This is a genomic window from Candidatus Villigracilis saccharophilus (assembly GCF_016711665.1).
Window position 1 is genome coordinate 41,978 of sequence record NZ_JADJSO010000052.1, and the last position, 12,109, is coordinate 54,086.

Below are 12,109 nucleotides of genomic sequence, written 5' to 3' on the forward strand. Positions count from 1 at the left end.
TGAGGGAGACAAAAAGTAGATTATGTTCACACTTCTTCAACCTGCGCCACCCGCAAAAAATTTTCCGCTTTGGATTGACAATATCCGCCCTGGGCACAGGGCAGGCAGAGAATAAGTCCGTGCTGACGCACTTCCCGCTCATTCATAATTTCTTCACCGCACACGTCACAGTTGACACGCATGCCGGGACGCGAGACGATTTTCTCAATAGACCTATTCAATACCACTTCGCGCATGGTTAGCATCTCCCACTCCGGCATCACCTGGTAGGCGTACATTTGCGCAAAGTAATGGCGGGATTCTTCTGGCGCAAATGTACATGCCAACTCACGAATGTCAAGCCTTGGCGCAACCCTGATCGCCCTGCCTGTTATGGTATCCACGAATGTGGCAGCGACTTTTCCATAATCCTCCACACGAAGGGTACGGTGGCCAACAGTGCAATTTGTTGCCGCGGAGAGTCCATCGGCAAAACAGCCATCTGTCTCGGTAATAACCACCAATTGTTTTTTTGAGGGTGGTTCACTAAACCCAAGCGCGTTCATACCAGCCAGCCCAATTCGCACACCAAGGATCTGGCGCGGACAGAGATGCGAGTGGTCGCGGGATGATATTTCAAGCAGTTGTTGTATGTCCATTTTGGTTTCTCCTAAATAAAAACGAGACGGTCTCAAGTATAAAGAGACAGCCTCGCAGAACAAGGGAGTCTCCTTTCCAATGCCTTTTGTAGGGCGGGGGGACATGGTGTTTCCGACATATCCTAGATCACGATCGTGATCGGCCAGACTTCCATGAGCAAAGCTCGAAGGCAGTCAGGCTTCGGAGAGAATTTGAAAAATAGTTAATCAGTATGCAAGATCAACTGATTGTCTTCTGTTATTTCGATGCGTAATGACCTCAAGGGCAGAACAGCCGGGCCATGCATTACCTGACCGTCCACGTCGTAGCTTGAACCATGACAGGCGCAGGCAAAACCTTTTGCATCACTTGCCACAGTACAGCCCAGATGCGTACAAACCAAACTGAGAGCCGTAAACCCTTTTTCTGAATGTATCAGGAATGCGGGAATTTCTGGAAGGGAAGTCCGTGAACCGAGTGGATAATTCGAGGCGGGGCCCAGATCAAATGCGGTCTTTTGTGCCGGGCCGGGATTGTAATCAAGAAAACGAAGTAAACCGCCCAAAGTCAGCGCGCCGTTCAGGTAAAGAAATCCATCGCGGGCTAATTTCAGAAAATCACGGCGGGACAGTTCAGGCATGATTCACCTCTCCACCGCATGACATTCGTGGCAATATGTGGAGGATTGATCCTCGCCTGTTTGAGTACAACTGCTTCCCATCACGGGGCGAAAATTAAATTTCTGTTTTGTGGCTTTGCCGATCATTTCATACGTTCCATCTGATAAGACGCGCGTATTCCAAAGCGGCTCGCCCTTCTCTGTGACGAGAATCTTGTCGCCAGGTTTCAAGTCGACCACGGGATTTAGAAATCCCATCTTGAATGCGATGTCGTTCGGGTCTTCAATCGTTTTGGTCAATGGCAATTCAGTTGGCGTGCCGTGGCAGGTCTTGCATTGCACATACTGAATATCCTTTTTGTTGGCGTGGATGTCGCCGTCGCCCATTACTTCAGACCGTGTATGACAATCTATGCAATCCAAAGTGTATTCACATTGAGTGAACTGCGCGATGGGCTGGTAGTAATCATCAACGCGCTTCGCAGGTCGATCCGTGCGTTGGATAAAGGTCATCGTGCGCAGATCGTAATTCCCGCGATTGTGACAGGTGTTACATTGAGTGTAGGAAATGGCAGTTGTTAGTTTATGCTGTCCATTTGAGTGACAAGCCGCGCAGCCATTCTGGCGCGCAAAAGAATCGCCTTCACGCGCTAAGGCGTTGATATGACAGGTCAAACAATTTTCGCCAAATTTTAGAATCATCGGGTTTGCATCAGCCGTTGCCTCAAATGAAGCCAGCGACGCAATGCCTGTTTGAGTCTGTTCATCTGTTATCGCATTGATCCCAAAGTGAGCAGACAGATCAGCCTGTGCGCCAAATGTGAAACGGATATTGGCTATCGCCCCCGCATACGTGGATTGGACGCTGGTCATCACACGCTGGATGTGGTCACGATCATCCGCTTCGCTGCCTGAGTGACAGCTGCTCCCGCCGCATGAGATTTCCGCTACTGAAAGATCCGATGGGTTCGCACCGCCGCGCATGGTGCTGTGAGCCAGATCGGCATTAAGCGCAAGACGCTCGCCGCCATGACAGCTAACGCAGCCAAATGTTTCGACTGGATGCGATGCGCTGATCTCAGGCAAGTCCGCGTGGCAGGTGATGCAGTATTCAGGCTGGCCTGTAAGAACCGGAATTAATTCGATCGGTTTGGGCTGGTGCGAGTTCATCCACCATGCCAGCGACAAAGATAGAAAAAGAATACCGGAAGCAACGACAATTAATTTTCGCATTTTAGAGGGCGGGCCGGCTGCCCAAAATCGTGAGGAAAATAATTAACGAAGCCATAAGGGCCAATATGACCTGAACCAATCGGTTGGATTTTGGAAACCAACGACCCAGCTCACTTTCAAGCGGCTTCGGGAAAATATATGGAATCAAGACAAGAATCAATAACATGATGAATGGAACGAGTATGCCCCACACAAAAGGATCGCCCCATTTGAGCATTTGCTGGACCCAGAGAAAGAACCACGGAGCCGAAGCAGATTCTGGAACGGTTTGTAAAACGGATAATTGAATCGGCGCGGCGATGGGGGCGGGAGACCAGATCGAGAAAATAATTAACGCAGCCATGACCAAAACCATCGTCAGGACTTCGCGGCGCACCAACTCGAAGCGTGAGATCCGCTCGGGGTCAGTGCGCAGGATCGGGGGTGGAAGAGCGATGCCTCCGTCGCGACGGACCCTGAAGGCGTGCCATCCGATCAAAATGGCGCTGAGGATCATTAATCCAAACACATGCCAGGCGTAAAAACGAATCAGTGTGGGCGATCCAGGTTCGGAGCCACCGATCAGAATCATATAGAGTTTGTTTCCAAAAAACGGGATGGTCTTGATCAAATTCGTACCCACAACCAAGGCCCATTGAATGCCGGTATCCCAACGCAGGATGTAGCCTGTGAAATTTAAAAAAATGGAAGATACAAATAATGCAAGCCCGAGCAGGTAATTGAAACGGCGCGGAGGAATATATGCGCCTGTGAAAACAACACGCATTAGATGCACTGCGCTGATAATGATCAATAATTGCGCCGACCAAAAATGGAGGTTGCGGACAAGTCCCCCAAAAGGAACATGATATGTAAGGGATTGAATTGAGAGAGCTGCTTCTGCGGGAGTGGGGATGTAATAAAACATTTCAAGCGCGCCAGTGATGACTAAAACCAGCATCAGAAAAATGGCGGTTCCACCTGCGCCTAACGTGTAACGCCAGCGCGCTTGTGCAGCGGGAATGGTTGGTGGGTGCAGGTGGTGAAAGAAGTTTGGGCGCATAGTTTTTGATTGATAGTACATCGTGGTAGGGAAGTCCACAACCCTCGCCTCGAATCTCTGCCCATGAAAACTTTTTCATGGGCAGAGACGAAAAAAGGAGGATGTATCATCTTTCGGGCGGTAGAATTTTGATTTTTCACTCTGCCCAGAAGTAGAAAATATACCTACTTGCCCGTCCAATAATCATTTTTTGCCGCTTTATAGGATTGCATTCCTTGAATGAGTAATATGTTTAGTCACCTGCATGGGCCTGAGGTGAATGTTCATCCTCAAAGACAGGCAAATATTTTGCCGCAAGCCCAAACGCAAGGATGCCAGCAGCGAATATTCCAAAAGAAACAGCAACTTCGGGCAGCGTCGGGAAGTACTTGACATTGCTCATAAAGGTTGGCATATAGAACATGGGATCGGGATGCTTGACCGCGAACCAACTTACATTGAAGCGGTTGAGGATCATGCCGCCAAGAACAATGATCGCGCCTGTCAGCAGGCCATTTGCGCTTTCGCGATTCTCCTTGATGGAGAACCACACGATCGGTGTGACGACGCCAATGAGGATTTCAGCCCAGAAGAGGATGCTCATAGCTCCGCTGGTAAAGAGGTAACCGAGATCACCTGCGACAGCCAGTTCGCTGAATTTGAGAAGCCCATAAATTACGAGGACAATGGGAATTGCCCTGGCAAGTTTGGCAAGCAGGTGAGTCTCCAGTCCGCGCTGGAAGTAGCGTGAACTGAGCGAGGACTCAAGGATGATCATCGCGAGACCGATCGAAATTGCGGAAGTGAAGAACATGATCGGCAGGATGGGCGTCCACCAGAGCGGATGCAGTTTACTTGGTTGGATGAGCAGGAGCGAGCCCAGGGATGATTGATGTAATGTAGAAAGCACCACGCCAAGGATAACGAAAGGCATGATGAACTTGTGGATGAGGTGTGCCCACTTTTGCAATTTGAAACCTTCAAGAGCGACCGGCGCAAACTCAATGGCAAGCACGGTGAGATACAACATCACACAGATACCGATCTCGAGTAGAACGGAAGTGCCGTTCCAATGGATCATCATATACCAGATCCGCAGGGGTTGACCAAGATCAACGAGCAGCGCAATGGCAACCATAACATAGCCAATGAAAGCAGTTAACACGGAAGGACGCAGCAGTGGTTCAAATTCTTTGATGCGCAGAATGTAGACCGTGCCCGCCATGAGGAATCCGCCGCTGCTGATGGCAACACCCGTGAACAGGTCAAAACTGATCCAGAAACCCCAGGGATAGGAATAGCTTAAGTCGCTGATGACACCGATGCCAAAGGCGTAGCGCATCATGGCGACCACAAAGGCAATGCCCATCAAGGTCAATAGAATCCAGACCAGCGGACTAAAGTTCAAGCGGAAGCGAGGTTGAACAGTGAGATTAAGTTTCATTTGGTTGTCTCCGCCTTTTTATCCGCTGCGGATTTTTCCTTTTTCTTATCGTAAAGCGCCACACCTGTTGTGACTGCGGTCAGCACGGCTCCCCAGCCAAGAGCAAACGGGATGGTCATTTCCATCACTTTTTCGCTGACTTCATTGACTGGCGTTTCAGGCAGATTGGGCAAACCCAATTCGCTGAATGGGACATGCGAGAGGATGAGATAGGATGTGCCGCCATTTTCAAATTCGCCATAGACGTGGTCAATATAACGGGTGGGATGCTCAGCGATACGGGCATGGGCTTTCGCGATAAGTTCTTCGCGGTCGCCGTATTCAAGCGCATCGGTGGGACAGGTCTCAACGCAGGCGGGTTCCTGTCCGTTATAGATGCGCTGCGGGCAGAAGGTGCATTTATCAATGAACGCGCCTTCGATGATGCCCTTGTCATAGTCAAAGTGCGGCACGCCGAACGGACAGGCGTTCATGCAATAACGGCAGCCGATACACAGGTCAGGGTTGTATGTCACAGGACCATCATCGGCTTTTGTATATGCGCCAACAGGACACGCCGACATGCAATCCGGATGGTCGCAATGCATACAGTGATAAACCATCGTACCGCGCTGTAGTTCGGGATATTCGCCTGTGACACCAAGACCGGCCACCCAGATACGGGTCTTGTCCATGTCGATGTTATTTTCGACACTGCAAGCCACCATGCAGGCACGGCAGTCAATACAGCGTGTGGCGTCGAAGAGATAGGCGTGATGTTTAATTTCAGTCATAATATACCTCTAAGCCTTTTTGATCGTTACGAAGGTCTGGCTGAGGGCCTGTCCGCCGCTGATGGGATCAGTGAAGGTAACATGGACGGTCGAATCGCTCGCGCCAACGCCGAAGGCTGTTTTCAAACCTTTCGAGATATGACCGTACCCCGGAGTCATGTACAGGCAGTCAGGTCGAATGGCCTGTGTGACCAATAAACGGGTATGGATCTGACCGACTGAACTATTAACTTCAACCCAATCTTCATCCACAAGTCCGAGACTCGCGGCAGTTTTGGCATTGATCCACAAGCGCGGGTCATCTGAATATTTGTGAAGCAGTTGGTTGTTTTGCGTTCCAAACTGGGTGGACGTCGCAACTTTACCAGTCAGCAAATAGAACTCACCTTCAGCAGGCTGCGGTGGTTCTTCCCAGGTGGGTACGCCAGGGAAACCAACTTTGGCAAGCGTATCGGAGTACAACTCGATCTTTCCGCTGGGAGTGTTCCAGTTTTTCTCTGCCGCTTCCGCCGCATGTGGTGTTTCCGGGGCTTCGGCATACCCTTTGACTTTGACTTCCTCCAAGCTGACTCCAAGCGGAGCAAGCTGCTGGCGTAGATAATCTTCCTCATCTTCATATTGAAAGAAATCACCAAGCCCAAGACGTTCGCCTAATTGTTTATAAATCCATAGTGCTGATTTGGCTTCGCCTTGTGGTTCGATCACAGGCTGGCGCAGGAAGACTTTGTCACCCACTGGAAGCAGGGGATCGTAGCGTTCAAGATAGGATGCTTCGGGCAAAACAACATCTGAGAACCAGGCTGTATCATTCAAAACGATATCCACCGTGACGATGAAATCCAACTTGCCAAAGGCTTCCAGAGTTTTTCCGCGATCAGGCAAAGACATGATCGGGTTCTGACGAGAGATAAACCAGCCATGCGCCTGGTACGGGTCACCGCTGACAATGTTGTCACGCAGTTCCTGAAATACGCCGATCTTGAACGGCACGACAGGATATTTCCACGGCACGCCATCAAGGCGCAGCGCAGAGACACGCGGATAAGCAGGTTGTGGCGGAGCACCCAAAGTACCGCTTTCCTCACCACCTGCCTCCTTCAATACCACATCCCAGTTGCCGACCAATGCATTTAGGATGCTGATAGCACGTTGGGTATGGAATGAGTTGATAAAGTTGGATGTGCGCCAGCCGTTATGAGCCAGGGCGTGCGGAGCGGCATCAGCGAATTCATGTGCGATGCGTGTAATGGTTTCAGCGGGAATACCTGTCAGCGGAGCAGCCCATTCAGGCGTATAACGGCTGACTTCTTTTTTCAGTTCGTCAAAGCCGATCGTGTTCTTTTCAACGAATGATTTGTTATAAAGGTTCTCACCGATGATTATGTTGAGTAAAGCCAGATGAAAAGCGAGATCGTTCCCAGGTTTAATGGGCAGCCACTCGGTCGCTTTGGATGCGGTCTTTGTATAGCGCGGATCGAGATAAACCACTTTCGCACCACGGTCAATTGCATGACTCAAGTCAGACGTTTCGGAGGTTGAGATCGCTTCAAGCAAGTTACGACCAGTCAACAAAATATATTTAAGTTTGTCATCGTAAATGCGGGCGGGTTCTTCCATACCATAGGTCATCAGATTGGCGACGATCATGGCGTTGAAACACAACGAGCGCTGCGTGCCATAGTTGGGAGAGCCAAATGCATAGAGTAGATTCTCGAACAATGGCTGGCTCAAATTATGTGTGGATGAAAACACCATCGCTTCCGCACCGTATTTATTTTTGATCTCAGTCATTTTACTGGCGACCAGATCAAGCGCCTCTTCCCAAGTAGCCTCGCGGAATTTTCCCTCACCGCGCTGACCAACCCGAATGAGCGGAGTCAGCACACGGTCAGGATCGTACGTGTTCATTAGTCCAGATTGCCCGCGTGGACAAAGATTCCCGCGTGAATGGGGATGCTCGGGATTGCCATCCAATTTGACAACACGACCTTCTTTGATCTTTGCCAAAACGCCGCAACGCCACACACACATTTCGCACATTGTGGAAATGATGCCATCACCGGCGGCATTTAATACTCCGCTATCTTTTGCAGCTTTGGCCACCATCGGCGAAAGCATCTGGCCGACTGCCAATGCGCCGACAGATGCTGCGCCAAATTTCAGGAAATCTCTTCTTGAGATCGTTGCTTTTGTCATGAAATTCTCCGAAGTCAGATATTAGGTAGTTTGGAATCAGGATGAACCTGATTCCAAACTACCTAATTCCTATTTCTCTTTCCGCTGCCATCCAGCACGATCGATCAGATAGAAGAGCAAAAGTGACATTAGCCCAAAGACTAGAACGGTCAGGAATGGACTTAAATTCCACAGGTCAGGCATGGTCGTGCCGCCATAATTTGCAATTGCAGAAATCGCTGGAAAAACTTGTTGATAGGTCAGGCCGTAAATAACTGCGCCAGTTAAGAAACCCAATAAACCAGGAACAATGTAATCTAATTTGCCTTCGCCGCCACCGGCAGCGCAAGTACCCGGTCAGAAACCTGTGAGCGCCATGCCCACACCGAAGATCAAACCGCCGATAACGTTCCCTACAATATAGGTTGCGGGAATGGCAGGGAAGGTGATCAAGCCCAAACCGCGCAGGGCAAAAAGCCCGCTCATGGCAACCACGAGAGCGGTCATCATGAATTGAAGTACGGCCATGTCTGTAAAGCGAAACACATTTACGATCTTGTTGTACTTGGTCAGCCCGGCTTTATTCAATGAAAAGCCAAAGAACCCACCAAGCACAAGAGCAACGATATAGTTTGTCATATCAGCCTCCTAATAGTTTTTGCGATAAATAACCAACGCAGTAACAATACCGGACGCGAACATACCGGCGATGAACAGAAACGCAGCCGGGGCTAGTAACATACCGCCCGAGATTGCCAATCCGCTGGTACAGCCGCCGGCGATGCCTGCCGCATATTCCAAAATGATGGCACCGAGGAAGGCCAACAACCATCGCTTCCATGTTTGTGCGCCAAAGATACGCTTCCATTGTTCGTCGGAATTAGCCCAGCCTTTCTTGCCCCACTTAAGTGTTCCACTGGTTGCAGCACCGATCATCCCGCCAAAAAACACCCCTACGAGCAGAATAACGCTCACTGTGATGCCCGGTGGCATGATGAAATTAAAGTACATGTTATCGAATAGTTTCGGCGCAACCGTTTGGCCGATCAAGCCCGCCAAATTCTCAAACGCGCCGGAAGCACCCAGCAGACTATTGCTGATCCAGACTGCCGCAATGCCCACCAATCCAAGCAAAATGCCTGCCACATATGGTGACCATACTTCCTTGCGGATGTAACTCAGAATGAATTTCATGATCTACTCCTCGTCCTTTTTGATAACCGCGTCCATCAGATCCAATACCTTGTCCGCTTTTTTATTTTCCAAAACATTATTCAAAGACTTGCGCGCATCCGCCTTGAGTCCTGCGATCTTCGGCAGCATTTCAACTACATCGGCAGGATATTCGCCTTCAACCTTGCGCGTATCGCCAAATGAAACATTGACCAGCTTCTCGCGTGTGATCACAAATCCGCCGCCGCCCACGACCATCAATCCGATCAAGCCCATCAAAATGGAATTGCCCCAATTAATGGGCTTCTTCCCCAATACGATTTGGTTGTAATTCTGTGTGTAGTTGACTGCGTTCGGATCATCAACAACGAGCTCATTGCAGCTTTGGTCTGATGCCATCACGGGAGCAGATGCAGCGACGACAGGAGCCGCAGCAGTATCCCCGCCCGAAGCTGGCGCTGAAGAACCCGAGCCAATTTCCACACCCAAAGTGGTGGCGTAAACCTGTGCGCGAGCATCCAGATCCGCCACATGGCACTGCTGACAGGAGGCCTGGACATCTGAAAGCGGAGCAGCCATCCCTTCGTGTGCAGCGGCTTTATCAGTCGCCTGATTATTGCCAGCATGACAGATATAGCAAAAATCACCAAATGCATGAGATTGATGCCAGCCCGTTCCGTCCGCATTCACTGGCATTTCAGCTTGCGCCTCATGACAATTCTTGCAGGATGATGCCTGCGATCCGCATTGGGCGCTGACAGGCGTTGCTGTTGTCAAAAAAATGCTGGCAGCAATGACCATCGCTATTCCAACAAAGAGAAAATAAAAAGCGGTCTTTTTATATTGCATATTCTTCTCCTCAAAATAATAGGCACTTGACGAGCAGTACCTACGAAACTCCATTGATCAGCCTGGATTTAACTGTAATGCTTTCGCGTAATACACCGCGTAAAATTTCGAGCGCTTCAATCAGGCGGCTGTCAGCAAGTTCATACGTGATGGTCGCGCCTTGACGTGAAGTGATAACCATCTGATGATCCCGCAGGACCTTCAAATGACGCGAGATCTTCGATTGGGATGTACCAAGTTTATGAGTAAGCTCTGTGACGTTATGTGGATGCTCGTAGAGTGCGTACAAAATAAGGATACGCGTGGAGTCCACAAAGGCGTAGCAAAGATCTGCTTCAAGCTGGGAAACTTCCTGGGTTGGGGTCATTAATAGCATATGACAAACTTCCTTATTCAAACAAGCGTATATTCGAGCATGTTCATTGTAGCTGTGCAATTTCCAGACAGGCAGTGAAAGGCGTCACTTATTTTGTGACAAATGTAACAAATATATTGTATTTTTACCATAAAAATGTATTTTTCAAACAATATATTGGTCGAACGTGTGCATAAAATACAACTTCATCACACTACGGTTTTTGCGGTGAAACAAACACAAGCACCAACCACAATGAAAAGAGCACCAGAGCACCTGCCAGCCAAGGCCACTTTTCCAGAGGCGGATTGATCTCCGTCATTTCAGGAAAACCACTTCTAATCTCCTGGGAGGGTATATACGCACCTGCCTCGAGAACCTCGTTAAATCCTCCCAAAGAAGAAAGTTTAGCCAGTCTCGCCTCGGAGTCCTGCTCATGGCACTCCTGACACTTTGCGCCATTATCTTTTTGTGGGTATGCTATCAGCGCCAAATGCGCCTCTTCCTTAACCATCACTGCCGCATTTCCTTCGTGGCAGTTAATACAACGATCCTTGTGTTCAGTAATACAGTAATACTTGCCCATATCCTGAAGGTAGTACAAATCCTCGTGACAGGTAAAACAGGAATTGGGTCCAAGCTCACTCTTTTGCGCTGCAGACACTTGAGCTGGCAGGCTTAGCATTACAAAGAGCAGGACAAACACGGTTGCCGTCAAGGCAAATATCCAACGATTGTTTTTTGTAAACATTTTCACCTCCAGGTTATATTCATCTTTTTGACTTATGGCATGAAATAGCGTTCTGGTAGATCACCCGCGGAATCCACCGGGCACAAAACAAGCAAGGCACTCGAATTTCCGCAAGCCGTATTACGCCATGAATGGGGCGTATACGCATCAAAGATCAAGCTGTCGCCTGGCGCAAGCAAATACACCTCATCTTCGATGGTATAGGTTATTTCGCCTTCGAGGCAATAAATAAATTCTCGCCCCGCGTACACTATAGCCGTCAAGCCGCTATTGGCCTTTGGCTCAAGCCGCGTAATGAACGGCTCGCTTCCCATTTTCGGCATCCCTGCACTCAGGTTTTCCATCTGACCCTGAGAAAAAACAAGTTGCTGTCTTTCCCCTGCTCTTTGATACACAATCTTTTTTTTAGGATGTTCCAACTCAAAAAATGTAGTGATGGGCACATCCAAACTTTGGGCGAGTTGATGTAAAGTGCTGACGCTGGGTGATGTCTTTCCGTTTTCGATCAAGCTTAAGGTGTTCACACTCAAACCGCTGAGCTCAGCCAATGCGCGAATCGACAGCCGCCGGGCTTTTCGCATGATATGCAATTGCTGCCCCACTCGCTCCGAAGCCAGACTGGCATCTTTCTTCTTTGAAACCTGCCGTTGTTCTTTTTTATTTCTACCCAAGCTGTTTTCAATAGTTTTTGGCAACATAATGACCTAATTTCATTTTTTAACTATCCATGCTCAACAAATTAAATTGAACAACAATTTACGCCCCGAAGATAAGGGCTTTGGTGGGGTTTACCTTGTTCAACGAGAGAGCTACATAATGGCACATCTTGCAAATGACACAATCTATTATTACACACGTATGTCAATTATTTTAGTAATAAATGTAATATTAAAACGGTATAAATAACATTATTATTGACACACAAACTAAATTTTTGTGAAATTTATCACATTTCCATAAAATCAGCTTATTTTTCAATGAAAAGCGCCTGGTTTAACACGTCTGCCTTGTCAGGAGGATTCTAGCTTTCCATAGGTCACAAAATATTGTGTGTTTCATGTCACTCTGGTATGATTGAAATTATAGTTTAATTAAAAT

The 12,109-nt window shown here is 48.7% G+C and carries 14 protein-coding genes and 1 riboswitch; all 14 genes read right to left on the minus strand.

What is annotated here, in order from left to right; translation table 11 throughout:
* Nucleotides 1-26: 26 nt before the first annotated feature.
* The 14 genes from IPL17_RS16435 to IPL17_RS16500 all read right to left on the minus strand — a co-directional run bounded on the left by IPL17_RS16435 (nt 27) and on the right by IPL17_RS16500 (nt 11,709).
* Nucleotides 27-638: an FmdE family protein gene (locus tag IPL17_RS16435; protein ID WP_345308165.1), complete on the minus strand. Its 612-nt coding sequence runs from the start codon at nt 636-638 to the stop codon at nt 27-29.
* A gap of 53 nt (nt 639-691) precedes the next feature.
* A riboswitch (molybdenum cofactor riboswitch) is annotated at nt 692-837 on the minus strand.
* Nucleotides 838-841: 4 nt separating this feature from the next.
* Entirely contained in the window at nt 842-1,258 is a 417-nt protein-coding gene (locus IPL17_RS16440; RefSeq protein WP_345308166.1) for a ubiquinol-cytochrome c reductase iron-sulfur subunit, read from the minus strand.
* Between the two features lie 3 nt (nt 1,259-1,261).
* Nucleotides 1,262-2,470, minus strand: a complete 1,209-nt coding sequence (locus IPL17_RS16445) for a hypothetical protein (protein ID WP_345308167.1) — start codon at nt 2,468-2,470, stop codon at nt 1,262-1,264.
* A 1-nt stretch (nt 2,471) separates the two neighbouring features.
* Entirely contained in the window at nt 2,472-3,551 is a 1,080-nt protein-coding gene (locus tag IPL17_RS16450) for a cytochrome b N-terminal domain-containing protein (RefSeq protein ID WP_345308168.1), read from the minus strand.
* A 193-nt stretch (nt 3,552-3,744) separates the two neighbouring features.
* On the minus strand, nt 3,745-4,935 hold the full coding sequence (nrfD, locus tag IPL17_RS16455; protein WP_345308169.1) for an NrfD/PsrC family molybdoenzyme membrane anchor subunit: 1,191 nt from the start codon (nt 4,933-4,935) through the stop codon (nt 3,745-3,747).
* Nucleotides 4,932-5,708, minus strand: coding sequence for a 4Fe-4S dicluster domain-containing protein (locus IPL17_RS16460; protein WP_345308170.1), 777 nt, complete (start codon nt 5,706-5,708; stop codon nt 4,932-4,934). The genes nrfD and IPL17_RS16460 overlap by 4 nt, the downstream gene beginning before the upstream one ends.
* A gap of 9 nt (nt 5,709-5,717) precedes the next feature.
* Nucleotides 5,718-7,904, minus strand: a complete 2,187-nt coding sequence (locus IPL17_RS16465; protein WP_345308171.1) for a molybdopterin-dependent oxidoreductase — start codon at nt 7,902-7,904, stop codon at nt 5,718-5,720.
* 69 nt (nt 7,905-7,973) lie between these two features.
* Entirely contained in the window at nt 7,974-8,180 is a 207-nt protein-coding gene (locus tag IPL17_RS16470) for a hypothetical protein (protein ID WP_345308172.1), read from the minus strand.
* A gap of 60 nt (nt 8,181-8,240) precedes the next feature.
* Nucleotides 8,241-8,522, minus strand: a complete 282-nt coding sequence (locus IPL17_RS16475) for a YeeE/YedE thiosulfate transporter family protein (RefSeq protein ID WP_345308173.1) — start codon at nt 8,520-8,522, stop codon at nt 8,241-8,243.
* Nucleotides 8,523-8,531: 9 nt separating this feature from the next.
* Nucleotides 8,532-9,077, minus strand: a complete 546-nt coding sequence (locus tag IPL17_RS16480; protein WP_345308174.1) for a YeeE/YedE thiosulfate transporter family protein — start codon at nt 9,075-9,077, stop codon at nt 8,532-8,534.
* A gap of 3 nt (nt 9,078-9,080) precedes the next feature.
* Nucleotides 9,081-9,905: a hypothetical protein gene (locus IPL17_RS16485; RefSeq protein WP_345308175.1), complete on the minus strand. Its 825-nt coding sequence runs from the start codon at nt 9,903-9,905 to the stop codon at nt 9,081-9,083.
* Between the two features lie 40 nt (nt 9,906-9,945).
* On the minus strand, nt 9,946-10,281 hold the full coding sequence (locus tag IPL17_RS16490) for a metalloregulator ArsR/SmtB family transcription factor (RefSeq protein ID WP_345308176.1): 336 nt from the start codon (nt 10,279-10,281) through the stop codon (nt 9,946-9,948).
* 193 nt (nt 10,282-10,474) lie between these two features.
* Nucleotides 10,475-11,011, minus strand: a complete 537-nt coding sequence (locus tag IPL17_RS16495) for a hypothetical protein (protein ID WP_345308177.1) — start codon at nt 11,009-11,011, stop codon at nt 10,475-10,477.
* Between the two features lie 32 nt (nt 11,012-11,043).
* The gene (locus tag IPL17_RS16500; RefSeq protein WP_345308178.1) at nt 11,044-11,709 is read right to left on the minus strand and encodes a helix-turn-helix domain-containing protein; all 666 of its coding nucleotides are present in this window, start codon (nt 11,707-11,709) and stop codon (nt 11,044-11,046) included.
* Between the last annotated feature and the right edge of the window lie 400 nt (nt 11,710-12,109).